21 protein-coding genes are annotated in these 19,427 nt (G+C 63.1%); 11 read left to right on the top strand and 10 right to left on the bottom strand.

Annotation, left to right across the window (positions count from 1 at the left end; all coding sequences use genetic code 11):
• Positions 1 to 83: 83 nt before the first annotated feature.
• Positions 84 to 662: a YqaA family protein gene (locus tag H1S03_RS02040; RefSeq protein WP_185802910.1), complete on the top strand. Its 579-nt coding sequence runs from the start codon at positions 84 to 86 to the stop codon at positions 660 to 662.
• Positions 659 to 1,126: a disulfide bond formation protein B gene (locus H1S03_RS02035; RefSeq protein ID WP_185802909.1), complete on the top strand. Its 468-nt coding sequence runs from the start codon at positions 659 to 661 to the stop codon at positions 1,124 to 1,126. The genes H1S03_RS02040 and H1S03_RS02035 overlap by 4 nt, the downstream gene beginning before the upstream one ends.
• Here the strand turns inward: H1S03_RS02035 and H1S03_RS02030 are convergent.
• The 4 genes from H1S03_RS02030 to H1S03_RS02015 form a co-directional block, all read right to left on the bottom strand.
• Positions 1,123 to 1,710 (bottom strand): HNH endonuclease, encoded by a 588-nt coding sequence (locus tag H1S03_RS02030; RefSeq protein WP_185802908.1) that lies wholly within the window; start codon positions 1,708 to 1,710, stop codon positions 1,123 to 1,125. The genes H1S03_RS02035 and H1S03_RS02030 overlap by 4 nt on opposite strands.
• Before the next feature lie 269 nt (positions 1,711 to 1,979).
• The gene (locus tag H1S03_RS02025) at positions 1,980 to 2,627 is read right to left on the bottom strand and encodes an alpha/beta hydrolase (RefSeq protein ID WP_185802907.1); all 648 of its coding nucleotides are present in this window, start codon (positions 2,625 to 2,627) and stop codon (positions 1,980 to 1,982) included.
• A gap of 21 nt (positions 2,628 to 2,648) precedes the next feature.
• Positions 2,649 to 3,281 carry a DNA-3-methyladenine glycosylase family protein gene (locus tag H1S03_RS02020; protein ID WP_185802906.1) on the bottom strand — a complete coding sequence of 211 codons (633 nt, stop codon included), beginning with the start codon at positions 3,279 to 3,281 and terminating at the stop codon, positions 2,649 to 2,651.
• Positions 3,278 to 3,919, bottom strand: a complete 642-nt coding sequence (locus H1S03_RS02015; protein ID WP_185802905.1) for an HAD family hydrolase — start codon at positions 3,917 to 3,919, stop codon at positions 3,278 to 3,280. Before H1S03_RS02015 ends, H1S03_RS02020 begins: the two co-directional genes overlap by 4 nt.
• A gap of 70 nt (positions 3,920 to 3,989) precedes the next feature.
• Between H1S03_RS02015 and H1S03_RS02010 the strand changes: the two genes are divergently transcribed.
• A complete protein-coding gene (locus H1S03_RS02010) occupies positions 3,990 to 5,225 on the top strand; it encodes an MFS transporter (protein WP_185803071.1) in 1,236 nt (411 codons plus the stop codon).
• Between the two features lie 28 nt (positions 5,226 to 5,253).
• Here H1S03_RS02010 and H1S03_RS02005 read toward each other — a convergent pair whose 3' ends face one another.
• From H1S03_RS02005 to H1S03_RS01985, 5 genes are all read right to left on the bottom strand, one after another.
• Positions 5,254 to 6,063 (bottom strand): phytoene/squalene synthase family protein, encoded by an 810-nt coding sequence (locus tag H1S03_RS02005; RefSeq protein ID WP_185802904.1) that lies wholly within the window; start codon positions 6,061 to 6,063, stop codon positions 5,254 to 5,256.
• Positions 6,060 to 6,788, bottom strand: coding sequence for a methyltransferase domain-containing protein (locus tag H1S03_RS02000; RefSeq protein ID WP_185802903.1), 729 nt, complete (start codon positions 6,786 to 6,788; stop codon positions 6,060 to 6,062). The genes H1S03_RS02005 and H1S03_RS02000 overlap by 4 nt, the downstream gene beginning before the upstream one ends.
• Positions 6,789 to 6,825: 37 nt before the next feature.
• Positions 6,826 to 8,451, bottom strand: a complete 1,626-nt coding sequence (cimA, locus tag H1S03_RS01995; RefSeq protein WP_185802902.1) for a citramalate synthase — start codon at positions 8,449 to 8,451, stop codon at positions 6,826 to 6,828.
• On the bottom strand, positions 8,448 to 9,812 hold the full coding sequence (cysS, locus tag H1S03_RS01990; protein WP_185802901.1) for a cysteine--tRNA ligase: 1,365 nt from the start codon (positions 9,810 to 9,812) through the stop codon (positions 8,448 to 8,450). The genes cimA and cysS overlap by 4 nt, the downstream gene beginning before the upstream one ends.
• A gap of 249 nt (positions 9,813 to 10,061) precedes the next feature.
• Entirely contained in the window at positions 10,062 to 11,312 is a 1,251-nt protein-coding gene (locus H1S03_RS01985; protein ID WP_185802900.1) for a DEAD/DEAH box helicase, read from the bottom strand.
• A 379-nt stretch (positions 11,313 to 11,691) separates the two neighbouring features.
• On the opposite strand from H1S03_RS01985, the gene H1S03_RS01980 reads away from it, so the two are divergent.
• The 6 genes from H1S03_RS01980 (at position 11,692) to H1S03_RS01955 (ending at position 17,337) form a co-directional block, all read left to right on the top strand.
• A complete protein-coding gene (locus tag H1S03_RS01980; RefSeq protein WP_185803070.1) occupies positions 11,692 to 12,780 on the top strand; it encodes an Mrp/NBP35 family ATP-binding protein in 1,089 nt (362 codons plus the stop codon).
• Between the two features lie 98 nt (positions 12,781 to 12,878).
• Positions 12,879 to 14,585, top strand: coding sequence for an ATP-binding protein (locus H1S03_RS01975; RefSeq protein WP_185802899.1), 1,707 nt, complete (start codon positions 12,879 to 12,881; stop codon positions 14,583 to 14,585).
• 83 nt (positions 14,586 to 14,668) lie between these two features.
• Entirely contained in the window at positions 14,669 to 15,232 is a 564-nt protein-coding gene (gene efp, locus H1S03_RS01970) for an elongation factor P (RefSeq protein WP_166190711.1), read from the top strand.
• Positions 15,233 to 15,575: 343 nt separating this feature from the next.
• Positions 15,576 to 15,779: a hypothetical protein gene (locus H1S03_RS01965; RefSeq protein WP_185802898.1), complete on the top strand. Its 204-nt coding sequence runs from the start codon at positions 15,576 to 15,578 to the stop codon at positions 15,777 to 15,779.
• A 152-nt stretch (positions 15,780 to 15,931) separates the two neighbouring features.
• Complete coding sequence (locus tag H1S03_RS01960; protein ID WP_185802897.1) at positions 15,932 to 16,723, top strand: inositol monophosphatase family protein; 792 nt, start codon at positions 15,932 to 15,934, stop codon at positions 16,721 to 16,723.
• A complete protein-coding gene (locus tag H1S03_RS01955; RefSeq protein ID WP_185802896.1) occupies positions 16,720 to 17,337 on the top strand; it encodes a type VI secretion system-associated protein TagO in 618 nt (205 codons plus the stop codon). The genes H1S03_RS01960 and H1S03_RS01955 overlap by 4 nt, the downstream gene beginning before the upstream one ends.
• 11 nt (positions 17,338 to 17,348) lie before the next feature.
• Here the strand turns inward: H1S03_RS01955 and ygfZ are convergent, their stop codons facing one another.
• Positions 17,349 to 18,098, bottom strand: a complete 750-nt coding sequence (gene ygfZ, locus H1S03_RS01950) for a CAF17-like 4Fe-4S cluster assembly/insertion protein YgfZ (protein ID WP_249777769.1) — start codon at positions 18,096 to 18,098, stop codon at positions 17,349 to 17,351.
• Between the two features lie 66 nt (positions 18,099 to 18,164).
• On the opposite strand from ygfZ, the gene H1S03_RS01945 reads away from it, so the two are divergent.
• Together H1S03_RS01945 and H1S03_RS01940 are read left to right on the top strand one after the other, a co-directional pair.
• Positions 18,165 to 18,848: a TIGR04283 family arsenosugar biosynthesis glycosyltransferase gene (locus H1S03_RS01945; RefSeq protein WP_185802895.1), complete on the top strand. Its 684-nt coding sequence runs from the start codon at positions 18,165 to 18,167 to the stop codon at positions 18,846 to 18,848.
• On the top strand, positions 18,845 to 19,417 hold the full coding sequence (locus H1S03_RS01940; protein WP_185802894.1) for a TIGR04282 family arsenosugar biosynthesis glycosyltransferase: 573 nt from the start codon (positions 18,845 to 18,847) through the stop codon (positions 19,415 to 19,417). The genes H1S03_RS01945 and H1S03_RS01940 overlap by 4 nt, the downstream gene beginning before the upstream one ends.
• Positions 19,418 to 19,427: the final 10 nt, after the last annotated feature.

Here is a 19,427-nt window from a genome sequence, read left to right as displayed (position 1 = left end):
GTCGGCCAGGCGACCGCACAAGCCTGCACCGATTTCGCAGCACGCAGATAGACAGCCCCTCACCGCCCTGCTACCGCTTCGTAATGATCAGAAAGCTGTACGATTTCACTCTGTCGCTGGCCTCTACCCGCTATGCCCTTTGGGTACTGGCGGCGGTTGCCTTTATGGAAAGCTCATTCTTTCCGATACCGCCGCACGCGCTGATAATACCGATGGTTCTGGCCGCGCCGCACAATGCCTGGCGGATCGCTTTGGTCGCGACGATAGCATCGGTGGTTGGGGGCGTGCTGGGATACTGGATCGGCGCGGCTTTGTTTGACAGTGTCGCATTGCCGATTCTGGAGTTCTATCACAAGGCCGATCTGTTCGATCAGTTTGCCGCCAGCTACAACGAACAGGGTGCATGGATCGTGCTGTTCGCCGGTCTGACGCCGTTTCCGTACAAGATCATCACCATCGCATCCGGCGCGACGGGCCTGAACTTCACGACCTTCATGGTCGCATCGGTGGTGGCGCGGGGCATCATCTTCAGCGTCATAGCAGCTCTGTTGTGGAAATTTGGACCCCCGATCCGTACCTTCATCGAACAACGTCTGGGATTGCTGTTTACCCTTTTCATGGTTCTGCTGATCGGCAGTTTCTTCATCGTGAGGTATCTATGAGCCGTTTTCTGATCGCCGTAGCCATTTTGGGATCCGTCGCTCTGCTGGGTGGTGCGCTCGCGTTTCAGTATCTCGGCGGGTTGGCGCCGTGTCAGATGTGCATCTGGCAACGCTGGCCCCACGCAATCGCCATCGTGCTGGGTCTGATCGCATTCGTTCCGGCGGCGCGTAAGCCTGCCACCCGACTTGCCGGATTGGTCGTGCTGATCGGTGCGGGCATTGCCGTGTTTCACGCGGGTGTCGAATGGAACTGGTGGGAGGGGCTGACCGCCTGCACCGCCACCGGCGATATGCTGGGCGGACTGGGAGCGGAAGACCTGCTCAGTACGGATGGACCGCTGGGCGTGGTGCGCTGTGACGAGGCGGCTTGGGTTTTCCTTGGCCTGTCGATGGCGGGGTGGAACGCGATCTTCTCCCTATTGCTGAGCGGGATCTGGATCGCGGCATCGAATTCCGACGACTAAGCGTCCAGCTCCGCATCCCAGTACAGGAAATCGACCCAGCTTTCGTGCATGAAGTTGGGAGGGAACTTGCGCCCGACATTTTGCAAGCGTTCCGGGCTGGGCCGTCGCGGCAATCGGTTCAGGCTCATGCCTGCCCGCTCCAGCGATTTCGACCCCTTGCGCAGATTGCACGGGCCGCATGCGGCGACGACATTTTCCCATGTCGTGCGGCCCCCACGCGCCCGGGGGATGACATGATCGAACGTCATTTCCCCCTCCTTGCCACAATACTGGCAGGTGAATCCGTCACGCAGAAACAGGTTGAACCGGGTGAAAGCCACCGTTTTTGCCGGCTTCACGTAATCCTTGAGCACGACGACCGAGGGCAGCTTCATATCAACGCTAGGGGAATGGGCTACCGCGTCGTATTCTGCGATGATGTCCACCCGGTCCAGAAAGGCGGCCTTGACCGCTTCCTGCCAGGGCCACAGCGACAGCGGAAAATAGCTGAGAGGGCGGTAATCCGCGTTGAGAACCAACGCAGGATGCTCTCGCAAATTGCCGGGTGAACGTACGAAATTGTTCGCGAATGAGGTCTCGATCATAGGACTCTGCTCCCGTCCCTTCCCGCCCTTCAGGGCATCGGAGACGGGACAAGCCCGTCCCAGTACTCGAACTATATCTGCGGCTTCAAACCGATCAACCCTCTATATCGTGGTGGCGACATTGCGTGCGGCCTTCGCGATTACGCTGACAGGAGTCACGCGCGGCCCCCAACCGCGCGCACCTTCAATCTCCCTATATAAGAAATATACGAACGTTTTTTCACGTAGCCACGGCGCGATAACAATCGCGCCGTGGCATCGGGTCCTATTCAGGACAACCAGCCCTGAATCCGCTGCAAGGCGAGGGACAGGCCGTCAGGGGCGATTCCGTGTCCGACGCCGGGGCTGACATGGCTTTGCACATCGAAGCCCGCTGATTTCAGGGCTTTCTCCGCCTCGGGCATGGAGGCGGGCGGCACCACCTCGTCGCTGTCGCCGTGAATCAGTTGCACCGGCGGCTTGCTGACCGCATCGGCGAGGCTCTCGGGTCGCATCAGTCGGCCCGAAAACCCAACGATACCGGCAAGTTGCTGCCCACGTTGAGGTCCGACATGCAAGGACATCATCGTGCCCTGGCTAAAGCCCACCAGAACCGTCCGGTCCGCGGGAAATTCCTTTGCCATTTCATCCAGATATCTGTTGAGCATATCAGTTGAGGCGGCAAATCCCTGCCCCATCTCGACCTCGCTCGACCCATCCATCCAGGGGATCGGGAACCACTGGTATCCCATTGGGTTCACAGAACATTTCTGCGGGGCGTTCGGCGCCACGAATGTCACGTTGGGCAAGTGCGGCGTCAGGGGATCGGCCAGCCCTATCAGGTCGTTTCCATCTGCACCGAAGCCGTGCAGCAAGATGACGAGCGCGTCCGCCGCGCCCGAGGCCGCATCGCGGCGTGGTCCAGTCAAAATTGTCATACGAACCCTTCGTTCATGTTTTCAGGTTATCCCCTCACGGGATTTCACCACGTGATAATAGGCCCAAAGCAACCGGGCCGCCACCGATCGCCAGGGCGACCAGGGGGCAGCCAGATCGCGAAAGGCCTTTTCCTTCGGCCGCTCGGGCAAGTCGAACAGGATTCGCGCCGCCTCCTGCAAGGCCAGATCGCCCGGGGCAAAGACATCCGCCCGACCGAGCGAGAACATCGCGTAGATCTCAGCGGTCCAGACGCCGACGCCCTTCAACGCGACCAAGCGGCTGACGACCTCATCATCCGGCAGATTGCGCAACGCCTCGAAATCCACATCGGCCTCGATCAGCCCGCGTATGTATTTTATCTTCGGACGCGACAGGCCGCAGGCCCGCAATTCATCATCACTCATCGCGTGCGAGCCGGGCAGTGTATGCGCGCCAGCCGCCTCCAGCCTGTTCCAGATACCCCGGGCCGCAGCGACCGAAAGCTGCTGGCTGACGATTGCGGACAGCATCGCGGGATACCCGTCGTCGCGTCGGCGCAAGGGCAACGGTCCGGTCAACTCCAGCGCTTTGGCAAACCGGTCGTCATGGGCTGCAAGCCATGCGGCTCCCTCGGCAACATCCTGATCCGTCTCGATGATCCTGCCGACACTCATATCGGCAACAGGTGTTGCAGATCACGCATCGCGTGAAATGGCATCGCGCCGACTGCGGACAGCTTCGCCCCGTCATCGTCAGGCGCGAAGCCGTAACATGCCATTCCTGCCGCCTGCGCCGCGCGGGCGCCGGTCGCGCTGTCCTCGACCACGACGGCATGTTCCGGCGCGACGCCCAGCAAATTTGCCGCCGCCAGATAAACATCCGGCGCGGGCTTGGGTGCGCCCAGCGCCACGGCGGACAGCACCCTTCCCTGCAACCGATCCGCCAATCCGCAGCGCGCCAGCGTGATTTGCATCTTTCGCTCCGGCCCGTTCGATCCGATGGCATAGGGAATTGCACGCGCGTCCAACCAGTCCAGCACATCCACCGCGCCCGGAATCGGTGTCACCTCCTGTTCGAGGACGGCGTAGATCTCGGCATAGATGGTATCGAGCCAACCGCTCTCGATCCGGGCACCACTGGCCCGCGCGACTTCACCCACACCGGCCACAGTTCCGCCGACGAAGCTGGTCATGATCCTATCGACCGGCCAGTCCAGCCCGCGTTGGGCCAGATTGTCGCGGATCACACGGTTCGTCAGCTGCTCGCTGTCCACCAGCACACCGTCACAGTCGAAAATCACGGCGCGGATCATGCGGCCTCCTGGAATGTATCAATACGCAAGATGCGTTGCGCTTCGGATGTCGCCGGTTCAAAATGCCCGAATGACAGCGATCACCGAACCACCCCGCCCTCTTGTCGATGATAAGCGCACGATGCGCAACGTTCGCGTTCTGGTCGCGGCGCAGGGTATTATGGGTGCGCAGATGCCCATCACCTTCGTGCTGGGGGGGCTGGCGGGCCAGATGCTGGCCGCCAACAAACTGTTCGCCACCCTGCCGATCAGCGTGATCGTTCTGGTGTCGATGTTCAGCGCCCCGTTGCTGTCCATGCTGATGGGAAAATACGGACGCCGCGCCGGTTTCCTGACCGGGGTCGGCGCAGGCGGTATCGGGGCTGCGATCAGCGTGTTCGCGCTGTATCAGGGCAGCTTCGGACTGCTGCTGGCAGGCCATGCTCTGACTGGTATCTATATGAGCGCACAGGGCTTTTACCGGTTCGCCGCCACCGATGTGGCCAGCGACGAGCTGCGGCCCAAGGCAATTTCGTGGGTCATGGCGGGCGGCTTGCTGTCCGCAATCATCGGCCCGCAATTGGTGGTGTTCTTCGGCGGTGCGCTGGCACCCATTCCCTTTGCGGGGGCATATCTCGCGATTGTGGGATTGAACCTGATCGGCGTGGTGCTGTTCTTCTTTCTGGACGCCCCCCGGCCCCCGGCGCGCAATCCCGGCGACAGCACCGGTCGGCCCCTGATGGAAATCCTGCGGCAACCTCGGGTCTATACCGCGATCATCTGCGCCATGGTCTCCTACGCATTGATGAACCTGATGATGACATCCACGCCGCTGGCCGTGGTGGGCTGCGGCTTCTCGACTGAGGACGCGGCGCATGTCGTGCAGTTCCACGTGCTCGCCATGTTCGCGCCCAGCTTCTTTACCGGCAACCTGATTGCCCGCTACGGGGCGGAGAAGATCATCGCCATCGGTCTGGCCCTGCTGCTCGGCGCGGGAGTGGTCGCATTGTCCGGTGTGGAGTTGAGCAGATTTTTCGTGGCGCTGGTATTGCTGGGCCTAGGTTGGAACTTCGGCTTTATCGGTGCCACGGCGATGCTGACCTCGGCCCACGCCCCGGCGGAGCGGGCGAAGGTGCAGGGTCTCAACGACTTCCTGGTGTTTGGCATGGTCGCGGTGGCCAGCTTTGCCTCGGGCGGTCTGATGAACGGCGTCGGATCGGACGATGTGCTGGTTGGCTGGTCCGCCGTGAACTACGCCATGGTGCCGTTTCTGGTGCTAGCGGGCGGGGTTCTGATGGTCTATGCGCTGCGGCGTCGGATGGACTGACTTACCACGGCTTACCAAGGTCCACTGTTTACCAGCGGCCGGCGAGGGTCCGTATCAGCAGGCTGCCCTTGCGCCGGAAATCCGACACCTCCACCCCGGTGAAGATCGCGGCGGGATCGCGGGCGACAGCCTTCAGCACGGCCTCGCTGCGCCATCCAGCGCGCAGGGCTGCCTTCGCGGTGTCGTTCAGACCGGGCCGATTTGCCTGCGCCAATCTGTCCAACCCGTCACGGGCAACCGCGCGCACGGCCTCCGCCACCGATGGTGGCATCTCACCGTTCAAGACCTGCTGGCGAGGCAATCCCCCATCAACGGGCAAAGGATCGCGCCCGGCCGACCACAGCGTCGGTAGGGCACGCAACAAACCTGCCGCTCCGTGCGCCCAACCGACATGGCCCGCAATCTGCGCGGCATCCTCACCGGACGAGGCAACGGCCAATCGCATCAACCCTGCCCCCGTCGCATCCAGATAGGCGTCGAAGGCGGACCGTCCGGCATGGGCATCGGCATAGATATCGAATGATCGCGCGTCGATCAGCGCCTCGAACGGATAGCGCGGCAGCGCGGCCTCGCGTATCACCCGGGCCAGCGGCTCTACGACCTCATGCTTGCGAGGGTGGTCGCCAGCATAGATCTCCGCGATGGCATCGCGCCACCATTGCAGCCGAATCTCCGCCAGTTGCGGTTCGGAGACAACCCAGGGCGCGCGGGCGACCTCGACGTTGAAGGCATAGAGGGGGAACAGCACCGCCCGCCCCTGCTCAGACGCGGTCATGGCGCTGAGGAAGCGGTCGGGGTCGGCCTTCTCCACTATGGCTGCACAGGCTTGCCAGTTCATGCCGGTTCCACCACGAAAACAGCGTAGGCATAGGCGTCGGAGTGGCGCTCAAACAGCTCGACCTCCTGCCGCGCACCATCGAGCACACCACGCAAGGTCTCATCCGCCTCGGGGCGCAAGGCATCCGCGCGCGCGCCCAGAGGGCCGAGATAGACCTCCCAATCCTCCTTCGGCTGCACGAAATCGTCGATCACGCGCCAGCCTGCCGCTTCGACCCGCGCACGCACGCCGTCGCGATTGGTCATTTCGGGATATTCCATCCAGAACAGGCGCGCCTCCTCAGGCACGGTGCGCTTGATCCACACCACTTCGGAGAACACGACCCGTCCCCCCTGGGCCAGCAGGGGCCGCCAGGCGCGCAGGCCAGCCTCGATGCCCATGAAATACATCGCCCCCTCGCACAGGATCAGGTCGAGCGTGCCGTTCGCAAATCCCGGTGCCCGCATATCCGCGACCCGCGTCTGCAACCGGCGCGCCAGTCCTGCAGCATGGGCGCGATGCTCCAATGTATCGAGATAGGGCGCATGGTGGTCCACCGCGATCACCTGCGCCTCAGGCAGGGCGCGCAACGTGACCATCGTCGCGGCACCGGGTCCACACCCCATATCAGCGATTCGCGCCGGACCGCGGACGCCTGACAGGGTCAGCGCGCGCAAGGTCGTGGCATCTGATCCCGGCGCCTCCCTCAACAGGCCCTGATGCAGGATGAATATCGGATCGCTCACGCTTTCACTTTCTTCAAATATCCCCGCCGGAGGCTCTTCATGCTGTCGCGCCGTCACGGATCAGTTTCCACGTCACCGCATCGCTGAGCGCCTGAAAACTGGCATCGACGATGTTTGCCGACACGCCGACCGTCGACCAGCGCCGCCCCTGCCCGTCCTCACTGTCGATCAGGACACGGGTCACGGCCTCGGTGCCGCCATTCGTGATGCGAACCTTGAAATCCACCAGCTTCATATCGTTGATGAAGCTCTGATAACGCCCCAGATCGCGTCGCAGCGCAGCGGAAAGCGCGTGGACCGGCCCTTGATCCGCCTCGCTTTCGGCAAAGAAGCTGTCCGCGGCGGAGATTATACGCTCCCCCCCGATATTGACCACAACGACCGCCTCCGAGACGGTGATTTTCTCACCTCTGGCGTTGCGCCTCTTCTCAACCATCACGCGGTAGCGTTCGACATCGAAGAACCGGGGCAACTGGCCGAGGATACCGCGCGCGACCAACTCGAACGAGCCCTTGGCACTGTCATAGGCATAGCCCTGATCCTCGCGCCGCTTCACTTCGTTCAGGATTTCGGACAGGCGCGCATCGCCCTTTTCCACGGCGATTCCGGCCTCCTCCAGCCTTTGCCGCAGATTGGATTGCCCTGCCTGGTTGGACATGGGCACCACGCGGGCATTGCCGACGGTTTCGGGCACGACGTGCTCATATGTCGTAGGGTCCTTGAGGATAGCTGAGGCGTGAAGCCCTGCCTTGTGCGTGAAGGCCGACGCCCCGACATAGGCCGCGTGACGGTTCGGCACGCGGTTCAGAATATCGTCGAGCATTCGGCTGATCTGCGTCAGGTCGCCCAGCTTTTCTAACGGAATGCCGATGTCGAATTGGCTGGCATAGGGTTCTTTCAGCAGCAAGGTCGGGATCAATGAGATCAGGTTGGCATTGCCACAGCGCTCACCCAGCCCGTTCAGCGTGCCCTGTATCTGGCGCGCACCGGCATCGACGGCAGCCAGCGCGCCTGCCACAGCGGTTTCCGTATCGTTATGCGTGTGGATGCCCAGCTTCTCACCCGGCACACCCGAGGCGATGACCTCGCCCACGATGCGGCCGATTTCGCCGGGCAGCGTGCCGCCATTGGTGTCGCACAACACCACCCAGCGGCATCCGGCCTGCAACGCGTCGTGCAGGCAACCCAGCGCATATTCGCGGTTCGCCTTGTACCCGTCAAAGAAATGCTCCGCATCGAACAGGGCCTCTCGGCCTTGTGCGACGACATGGGCAAAGCTTTCGCGGATATTCTCGCGGTTTTCGTCCAGCGTGATGTTCAGCGCCGTGGTCACGTGGAAATCGTGGCTCTTGCCCACCAGACAGACCGCCGGGGTGTTGGCATTAAGGACGCTGGCCAAAACCTCGTCATTGGCGGCGGATCGGCCAGCGCGCTTGGTCATGCCGAAGGCGGTAAACGTGGCCTGGTCGAGCGTGGGAGCCGCATCGAAGAAATCGCTGTCGGTCGGATTGGCACCGGGCCACCCCCCCTCGACATAATCCAGACCAAGCGCATCCAGCGCCCGTGCGATCCGCCGTTTGTCGTCCAGTGAAAAGTCCACCCCATGCGTTTGCTGCCCGTCGCGCAGGGTTGTGTCGAACAGAGAAAGTTTTTCGCGGGTCATGCCAGATCCTCCAGCTTCGTGTGATCGAAAGTAGGGGAAAGCTCCCACGTCGCGCCCTCAGCGGTGTCCTTGACGATCACGCCAGCCGCGGCGAAGCCGTCACGGATGGCGTCGGAGCGTGCGAAATCCTTCACGGCGCGGGCATCGGCGCGGGCCGCGATCAGTTTTTCAATTAAAGTGGCGGCATCCCCCGCATCCGGCGCGGCGGCCCAGCCCCCCATGCTTGCATCCAGCAGACCCAGCAGTCCGGCCCCCGCCAGCAATTCCGCGGGTTCGGACAAGCCATGCAACGCCGCAATCGCCCCCGGCGTGTTCAGGTCGTCGGACAGGGCCGCGACAACGGCAGGGGGCACGGTGGCGGCGGGTTCGATGCCCGCCGTCGCCGTTCGCCATTTGCGCAACGTCTTCTCCGCCTCGCCCACGCCACGCTCCGTCCAATCCAGCGGGGCGCGGTAATGCGTCGACAGCAGGACAAAGCGGATCACCTCACCCGGTATGCCCTGATCCAGCAAGTCCTTGACCGTGAAGAAATTGCCCAACGACTTGGACATCTTCGCGCCCTCGACCTGCAACATGCCATTGTGCATCCAGATCGAGGCCATGCCGTCGTGACCATGGGCGCAGCGGCTTTGCGCGGCCTCATTCTCGTGATGAGGAAACATCAGGTCGTTGCCGCCGCCGTGAACGTCGAACCGCTCCCCGAAGACTTCGCGCGACATGGCGGAGCATTCGATATGCCAACCCGGTCGACCACGGCCCCACGGGGACTCCCAACCGGGGGTGCCTTCGTCCGAGGGTTTCCACAACACGAAGTCCATCGCGTCCCGCTTGTAGGGCGCGACCTCGACCCGCGCGCCGGCAATCATGTCATCGACATTGCGATGGCTGAGCGAGCCATATTGCGGATCCGACGCGACCGAGAACAGCACATGCCCCTCGGCGGCGTAGGCGTGCCCCTTCTCGATCAGTTCGGCGATCATGGCGATCATGGCGTCGATGCTCTGCGTGGCACGCGGCGCCAGGTCGGGTTCCAGCGCGCCGAGTGCCGCCATATCGTCGAGATACCAGCCGATCGTTTCTTGCGTGATGTCACCGATGCTGCGCCCACTCTCGGCCGCGCGGGCGTTGATCTTGTCATCCACGTCGGTGAAGTTGCGCACATAGGTCACGGCGTCCGCGCCGTAGACGTGGCGCAGCAGGCGGTACAACGTATCGAACACCACCACAGGCCGGGCATTGCCGATATGCGCCCGGTCATAAACCGTGGGCCCGCAGACATACATGCCCACCTGCCCCGGAACCACGGGCTCCAGCTTCTTCTTTTGCTTGGTCTTGGTGTCGTGAAGGACGATATCTGTCATGCTCAGGCCTTGGCGATAGGGGAACCCCGCGCGGGCTTAACAGGTCAGGTTCTGATAGAAAACGACGAAACCCCGCGCGGACGATATGTCAGCGGATAATGCAGCACCGAATGAGGGGCGTTGGGTTAGTCATGCGCTGACTGTAGCCCCACAAACCGAAATGGCGCAAGCCCCTACGCGGCAGGATGCGCTTGGCACGAAAAAAGGCCGGGAACACGTCCCGGCCTCTCCATGTCATATACCGCTAGATCATGCAGCGTTGGCGCGCGAGGGTCCGCGACGCCGCCGGTTGGGGCGGCCGGATTTGGGCGCGCCGCCGGGCTTGCCGCCACCGCCACCGCGACGGTTGCCGCGCGGCTTGCTCTCCCCCTCGGGTGTGCCGCCGGGCAGCAGACGCTCACCGGTGATCTTCTCGACCGCGCGCATCTTCTTGACCTCATCGGGCGCGCACAGGGTGATTGCCACGCCGTCCGCGCCGTTGCGCGCCGTCCGCCCGATGCGGTGTACGTAGTTCTCAGGCTCATCCGGCAGGTCGTAATTCACGACATGGCTGATCCCCGGAACGTCGATGCCACGCGCAGCAATATCAGTCGCGACCAGCACCTTGACCGTGCCGTGGCGAAAGTTGTTGAGCGCACGTTGGCGCGCGTTCTGCGCCTTGTTGCCGTGGATCGCCTCGGCCTTGATGCCGTCTTTCTCAAGGTTCTGCGCAACACGATCCGCCCCGCGCTTGGTGCGGGCGAAGACGATGGCACGCTCCATTCCCTCCGCGTTCATCAACTGGGCCAGACGCGACCGCTTGGCGGTGCCGTCCATCAGTTCGGCGGTCTGCTCGATCCGCGTCACGACGGTGGATTGCGGCGCGACCTCGACCCGGACAGGATTGTTGAGGAAGCTGCCCGCCAGCCCCGAAACCTCGGACGGCATCGTCGCGGAAAACATCGCGGATTGGCGGCGGGGGTGCAGCATGGACACGATGCGGCGCACCGGCTGTACGAAGCCCATGTCGAGCATCCGGTCAGCCTCATCCAGAACCACGAAGCGGACCTCGTCCAGACGCACCTTGCGGTCATCGACCAGGTCGAGCAACCGGCCCGGCGTCGCGACCAGAACGTCCACGCCCCGGCCCAGATTGCGGATCTGCACGTTGCGCGACACGCCGCCCAGAACGAGGCAGGTGGACACGCGCGCGCCGCCCGCGAACCGGCGGAATTCGTCGAGGATCTGCACCGCCAGCTCACGCGTCGGGGCCAGGATCAGCGCGCGCGCCGTGCCCGGTGCCGCACGTCCCGGCATTTGCAGGATGTGATGCAGGATCGGCAGAGCGAAGGCCGCCGTCTTGCCGGTGCCGGTCTGGGCCAGACCCAGAATGTCGCGGCCGTCCAGCTGTGGCTGGATCGCCTGCGCCTGAATTGCAGTGGGTTTTTCGAATTTCGCACGCGCCAGCGCATCCTTGATCGGCTGGGCCAGGTCGAAATCGGCAAAAGTCTTGTCGGTCATGTATATCCTTGAAGCCGCACGATACGGCCATGTCTAGCGACCGCGAACACGCGGTCGAACTGCACGAAATCGCGCAATCCATCGATGAAGCGATGTTCGGATCTGGCCGCCCCGCACGAATGTCGGGTTGCATCCTCAAGGGATACAAAGGGCGGTCCGGGCAGCTAAGCCATCGCGTGGGTCGTTCGGTCGATCCGTGGAGCCGAACCCACGGCACGGACACAGGGTCCGCGTTACGGTAGGGATCACATAAGCCGCTGCACCTGCGAACGCAAGCGTGAACTGTCGCAGCGAACGGGGTTGTGGGCGTGCGCGGTATGGACGATCAATGGCGGGTGTTCACGCCATTCTGTTCACCGCACAAGGACCGGACCGTATCATGACCCTCGACCGCGACAGCATCCTCAAGTCCCTTGCCACCATCGCAGATCCCTCCGGTCAGGGCGATCTGGTCAGCGCGGACCGGGTGCGCGCGTTGAGAGTGACGAACGGCGACGTGCGGTTCGTGCTGGAAATGCCGGTCGAGCTGGCCCGCACCGCGGAACCTGTCCGATTGGCCGCGCAAAATGCCGTCGCGGCCTTGCCCGGCGCAGGCGCGGTCTCCGTCGTTCTGACCGCACATGCGGCACCGGGTGAGGCCGCGAAGCCGCCGCCCCCCAATCTCAAGATCGGGCGCCATCCGACCCCGCAGGCAGGCCCGGCCAAGATTACGGGCATCAACCGGATCATCGCCATCGCCTCGGGCAAGGGGGGCGTGGGCAAGTCCACGGTCTCCTCCAACCTTGCCATTGCGCTGGCGCAACAGGGCAAGCGCGTGGGCTTGCTGGATGCCGACGTGTACGGCCCGTCGCAACCGCGCATGTTCGGCATCAACGGGCGGCCGGGCTCGGGCGAGGACGGCAAGACGATCATTCCGCTGCGTGCGCACGGCGTCACGCTGATGTCCATCGGGTTCATGCTGAAGGAAGATGAAGCCGTGGTCTGGCGTGGTCCGATGCTGATGGGCGCCTTGCAACAATTTCTGGGCCAAGTGGCCTGGGGTGAGTTGGACGTTCTGCTGGTCGATCTGCCGCCGGGCACAGGCGACGTTCAGTTGACTCTGTCGCAAAAGGCCGAGTTGACCGGCGCCATCGTTGTCAGCACGCCGCAGGACATTGCGCTGCTGGATGCCCGCAAGGCCTTGGACATGTTCCGAAAGACCAAGACGCCGGTTCTGGGCATGATCGAAAACATGTCCACCTTCATATGCCCGAAATGTGGCGAGGAAACCTCGATCTTCGGTCATGGCGGCGCGCGGGAGGAGGCGGAGAAGCTGGGCATTCCGTTCCTCGGGGAAATTCCGCTCAACATGGATATTCGCCTTGGCGGTGATGGTGGCGCGCCCATTGTCGCGTCCCGTCCCGACAGCGCGGAGAGCAAGACCTTCGCTCAGATCGCACGTCGCCTGATCGACGGGGGCCTCATTTGACACCGGCAGACAACTGACACCGGCAGACAACCAGAGGTTGCCTGATTTGCCCCAATTCTCGCCGCAATACGGCCCAGATCGAATTGCATATTTCCACTATGGTACAGATGCATAACAAACCGCGCCCGCCGGAGGACGATGAACGACTGGGGTTTGCGCGTCGCATTCTGATTCTGGCGTCCATCACGATTTCCATCAGCACCTCCGTCGTCTGCCTGATGCTGGTCTTCGCCCTGGGGGAGCAATCCGCCGTGGTGCTGCCCATCATGCTGGGATCGCTGACATACCTTGCCATCCCGTTCATGCTGCACCTTGGAATGCGTCTGGGTTTGGCACGAGACTTGTTTTTCGTCGTGACCATCGCGGTGGTCCTGGTGATCGGCCTGACCCCGCAGGAGGGGATCGTCTTCGGCTTTGTGACCTATCTGCCGATTTTCATCTGCATCGCGGGCATGTTGTACCAGAAAAAGGGCATCATCATCCTGACCCTGATCAGCCTGGTCGTGATCGCGCTGGTTGCCGTCGGGGACATGACTCGTCTGCCGATCCAGCGCACGATAGAGGGGCCCGGCTCCATCGTAACGATCTCGATGCGTCACAGCATAGCTGTCATCTTTTCCGCCGTGCTTGTCATTGTGGCGATGGGTCTGTTCGAAACCATGCTGGAGCGTCTGCGCACCGCACGCGATCAGGCCCGTCGAGCGGCGGAAAGCAAGGCCGCGTTTCTCGCCAATGTCAGCCATGAGGTTCGCACGCCGCTGAACGCCATTCTGGGCATGGCCGAAATTCTGCGAAGCTCCGATCTGAACGAGGATCAGCGGCGCAAGGTCGAAACCATCTCCGAAAGTGGCGCGACGCTGCTGGAAATGCTCAATGACATTCTGGACATCTCACGCCTCGAAGCGGACCGGATGCCGATATCGCCCGCGCGCCAGGACAGTTCCGACCTGTTCGCAGGGGTCGAACGTCTGTGGGGGCCGATTGCCGAGGACAAGAACCTGCGGTTCCTGATCGATTTCGACGCGAACATGCCCGAAGCGATCGAGATCGACGCGCAGCGGTTTCGCCAGTGCATGAACAACCTCCTGTCAAATGCGATCAAGTTCACGCCTGAAGGTTTCATTCGCGTCGCCGCGCGCTGGGACGATCGCGTCGGCTCCCCCACGCGGTTGGTGGTGGATGTGCAAGACAGCGGCATCGGCATGTCGGTCGATGCGGCAAGCCGCATTTTCGATCCGTTCGGGCAGGCGGACGATTCGATCATGGGGGCTTTCGGAGGCTCCGGTCTCGGCCTGACCATCACACGTCAGTTGTCGCGCATGATGAACGGCGACCTGACATTCAAATCCATCGCCGGTGAGGGCACGATCTTTACCCTGAGCATCGGTGTGAAAGCGCTGGAGACGGAGGCCACACGCATTCCCCGCGACCCGCATCCCGCGAACGGATTGCGGGTGCTGGTCGTGGACGACATTCCGACGAACCTGATGATCGCCGCGACATATATGCGGGTGCTGGGCGCGCAGGTGGATGAGGCGACGAGCGGCACTCAGGCTGTGGAACTGATGCGCAATCAGGTATTCGACCTCGTACTGCTCGACCTGCATATGCCCGATATGAACGGGCTTTGGGTGCTGGAGAAAGTCCACTCCTTCCGCCGGAAACCGCCCCCTATCGTGATGATAACCGCCGGCGCGACCGAGGCGGAGATGGACCGCGCACGCAGCCTGGGTGCGCGCGACGTGCTGATAAAGCCGCTGACACCGCGTGTGATGGAAAGCCTTCTGCGCAGTTACGCGGCATGATCCCGCGCGATGCAGCCCACTTGCGCTGGGTCTGGCCCCTTGCTAACGCATGCGCACCCCAATTGAGCTGAAGGACGCCGGACATGGCCAAAATCAACGGAAACGAGATTCGCCCCGGCTATACGCTGGAACATAACGGTGGCCTGTGGGTCGCGGTCAAGGTCGGGCATGTGAAGCCCGGCAAGGGCGGCGCCTTCGCCCAGGTCGAGATGAAGAACCTGCGCAACGGCTCGAAACTGAACGAACGTTTCCGGTCCGCTGACAAGGTGGAACGCATCCGACTGGAACAGAAGGACCAGCAGTTCCTCTACGAGGACGACGGCATGCTGGTGTTCATGGACGCGGAAACCTTCGAACAGATTCAGATCCCGGCGGATATCCTGGGTGAGCGCCGCCCCTTTCTGCAGGACGGCATGACCATTCAGGTGGAATATCACGAGGCCGAGGCGCTGAACGCGTCCCTGCCCGAGCGTGTGACCTGCACCATCGTGGAGACGGAGCCGGTGGTGAAGGGTCAGACGGCCGCGAACTCATTCAAGCCTGCCGTGCTGGACAATGGCGTGCGCGTCATGGTCCCGCCCTTCGTCGGACAGGACGAGGCCATCGTGGTTTCCACCGAAACGATGGAATACGTCGAACGCGCCTGAACGTGAGGCCCCGCTGCGAGGGTAATCCGCAGCGGGGCCTCAATGACTGCGGAACGTGTAGTCGGATCGGTGTCGCACGATGCCGGAAGAACGCGTGGCAGCTATGAACCGCATTATTTGCAGTTCGTCATGCGCTGAGCATAGCGAGCCGATTATGCGCATTGCGGATGCCAGCCTAAAAATTTTATAATTTTTCAATGAGTTATAGCGCGTCTTTAACGCGGCACCTACCGCCATGCGCCGCGTCAAAACGTGTCCCTAAAAATTTCCGGATTTTCCACCCCCGAAGCTGAAACCTTCTTCATCATCCCTGCGTACCTTCGTTACGGATGAGGAGAAGAGCATGACCGAAGGCCAGATCGAAAGCGCGACAAGTCTGACATCATTGGAGCGTATCTTGATGGGCGTGGCGGCCGTTTTGCTGATGATCACCTGCATCACCGCCGCGATCACTCTACCCCAGCGGCCATCCTCGCTGATGATGAGCGTCACGACCGACGCGCTGACCGACGCACGAACCAAAACCGGCGCCGACGAGAGGCACTGAGCCTTCGTCCGCCGATCTGGGGGCGCTCTGCGACTGTCGGGGGCAGGACGCAGATCGAAGGTCCAGAGCGGGTTATGCCGGGCACAGCCCTTGCATAACCCGCCGGACCGAGTTACCCCGCCGCCTTGTTCCATTCGTCCGTCAGGTGCCCCATGTCCGTCGCTTCCGCCAACGTCAACATCATGATCAAGGCTGCGCGCAAGGCCGCGCGCCAACTCATCCGGGATTTCGGAGAGGTCGAAAACCTTCAGGTCTCCATGAAGGGCGCAGGCGATTTCGTCAGCAAGGCCGACTTCAAGGCCGAGGAGACCATTCAGAACGAGCTTATGGACGCGCGCCCCAATTACGGTTGGGTCGGTGAGGAATCCAAGGCGTTCAAGGGATCCGATCCCACCCGCCGCTGGATCGTCGATCCGCTGGATGGCACCACGAACTTTCTGCACGGCATCCCGCACTGGGCGATTTCCATCGCGTTGGAGCACAAGGGCGAAATTGTCGCCGGTGTCGTCTACGATCCGGTCAAGGATGAGATGTTCGTGGCTGAAAAGGGCGGCGGCGCATGGATGAACGACCGCCGTCTGCGCGTGTCGGGGCGGCGCGAGATGATCGAGATGGTCTTTGCCACCGGCATCCCCTTCGCGAACAAGGGCGATCTGCCTGAAACCCTGCGCGATCTGGGTCGGATCATGCCGGTCTGCGCCGGTGTGCGCCGCTGGGGCTCGGCCGCGCTCGACCTCGCTTATGTCGCCGCCGGTCGTTATGATGGCTATTGGGAGCGGAACCTGAATTCCTGGGATATCGCGGCGGGTCTGCTGCTGGTCAAGGAAGCGGGCGGTCTGGTCGGACCGATGGAGCCAGACGAGAGCATCGTCGAAAGCGGCTCGATCATCGCCGCGAACGAACCGGTCTTCGACCGTTTCGTGAAGCTGATCCGCAACGAATGATCCGCGCCGCCGCTGTCCTGTTCCTCTGCGCATCCGGCGCGGCTGCGCAGCAAGTGGCCCCGCTGGAGCTTGCCATCGGACGGTGCGCCGGGATCAACTCTCGGCTCGACCGGCTGGATTGCTTCGATGCGATTGCGCCCGATTTCGGCATCGCCACGACGCAGGCCGGAACCTGGGCGCTGGACATCCGCCCCGACACCTCGGACGGGCCTGCGGTCGTCGCACTGACTCTACAGGCCCTTACGGGCACGTCGGGTTTCGGTGAGCCGGTCGAACTGATCGCCAGATGCCGGGCCAACACGACCGAAGTCTTCATCCGCTGGCACGAATATCTGGGGGCGGACGGCAGCGACGGGACCGACCCGGTCAAGATCGTTTCGCTGTCGCTGGACGATGGCCCGGTGGAGCAAGGCCGCTGGCTCGTCTCTGACGATGTCGAGGGAACATTCACGCCCGAATGGGGCGGCACCCTGCTGCGCCGATTGGCCGGGGCGGACCGCCTGACCGCCCGCGTCACGCCCTATGATGAGCGGGAGATCGTCGCGACCTTCGACGTGCGCGGTCTTTCGCAGGCGCTGGAACCGCTGACCACCGCCTGCAACTGGCAGCTATAAGCGCGTCAGCCTCACAGGCGGCGTACGGTCGCCTGCCCTGCCTGCATCTCACCCTCCGCCCGGTCATAGCGCAGATAGGCGATGCCCTGCCCCGCAGCGACGGTAAACAGTTTGCCGGCCTGCCGTGTGTCCGCATTGATCGGCGTTCCGACCTCCGGAACCGGCCCCTCGACCGCGACACGCGCCAATCCCTTGCGCAGCTCCGTCTTGTGCTTCATGCGCGCGGTGACTTCCTGCCCGACATAGCAACCCTTGCGAAAATCGACGCCGGACAGCCGCTCGAACCCGACCTCAAGCAGATAGCTGTCGTTCGGGATCAGCTCGACGCCGGATTCGGGAACCAGATGCGCGACGCGACGGGCGTCGTATTCCGAACGGTCCATACCGGGCGTGTCGCCCCCGTAGAGCCGCCAGCCCATGCCGGCATCCCGTGGATCGGGATAGGCCCCGTCCACCGCTTCGGCCAAGGCCGCGACGGATATGTCCGTGTCCTCGATCTGCACATCAGCGCGCAGGCGGTACATGCCGAGGCGTTGCATCAATCCCCGGCTGAGGTCCCCTGCCACGTCCAGCAGGTAATCCTCCCCGTCACGCAGCACGAAGAAATCCGCCAGATATTTCCCCTGCGGGTTCAGCAAGGCCGCATAGATCAAACCGTCATCCGCCTTCGCGATGTCGTTGGAGATCAGCCCTTGCAGAAAATCGCGTGTATCCGCCCCTGAAAGGCGGAGTATCCGGCGGTCATGCAATGCATCTGTCATCTTGTTTCCTTTCGCGCAGCGTCAATCACGCATATAGGGTATGCCATCGCAATAGTCAGAGGCGACATGCCCGCACCGATCAGCATCATCATTCCCACACTCGACAGCGCGGCGGTGCTGGGGCCGTGCCTCGCATCCCTGTCCGACGGTGTGTTCGAGGGGCTGATTGCAGAGCTGATCTTGGCTGACGGCGGCTCCACCGACGATATCGAGGCCGTGGCGGATGCGGCGGGCGCGCGTCTGATTTCCGCGCCGAAGGGCCGGGGATCACAGCTGGCCGCCGGATGTGCCGCAGCGCGAGGGGAATGGTTGCTGGTCCTGCACAGCGACACCACGCTGTCCCGGGAATGGACCGGGGCCGTGCGCGACCACATGAACGACAGGGCCGACCGTGCCGGTTGGTTCCGATTGCGCTTCGACAGTTCCACGCCCCAGGCGCGCATCGTGGCGGGATGGGCAAATTTGCGCGCCCGCTGGTTCGGCCTGCCCTATGGCGATCAGGGATTGCTGATCCCGGCGCATCTGTACCGCACCAACGGCGGCTACCCCGACATTCCGCTGATGGAGGATGTGGCCCTGGTCCGCCGCCTCCCCCTCAGCCCGCTGGACGCGACGGCCACGACCTCCGCCGAACGGTATCGTCGGCAAGGGTGGCTGCGCCGTGGCTGGCGCAACCTCGGCACACTTGCGCTCTATTTCGCGGGTGTTTCACCGCACCGCCTGGCCGAACGCTACGCGAGAGGGCGATGAGGCCGCATCTGGTGATCTTCGTCAAGGAACCGCGTCCGGGCCGGGTCAAGACCCGGCTGGGTGCGGATATCGGGCTGGTGCCCGCCGCATGGTGGTTCCGGCATCAGTCACGGCGCCTGATCCGCACCATGTCGCGCGATCCGCGCTGGCAGACCGTGATCGCGGTCGCACCGGATCGGATGGGGCTTGAAAGCCGCATCTGGCCGCGCCATCTGCCGCGCCACCCGCAGGGCAGCGGCAATCTGGGCCAGCGGATGGCCCGCGCGCTGCGCGTAATGCCCCCCGGCCCGGCCATCATCATCGGGGCGGATATTCCCGGTATCACTCCGGCCCATGTCGCGCGTGCGTTCGACGCACTGGGGGCGCATGATGCCGTTTTCGGCCCCGCCCCGGACGGTGGCTACTGGCTGATCGGATTGAAGCGGACCCGCGCGATCCCGCCGACCCTGTTCGACAGGGTGCGCTGGTCGAGCGAGCATGCTCTCGCCGACAGCCGCGCCACCCTACGCGATCATACCATCGCGGAAGTGGCCATTCTGCGCGATGTGGACACCGCCGCCGACCTTTAACGCCACTGCA

Source organism: Pontivivens nitratireducens (assembly GCF_014235845.1).
Lineage (GTDB): Bacteria > Pseudomonadota > Alphaproteobacteria > Rhodobacterales > Rhodobacteraceae > Pontivivens > Pontivivens nitratireducens.
Note: the sequence above shows the minus strand (reverse complement) of the source record. Positions and strands in the feature narration are given on the sequence as shown.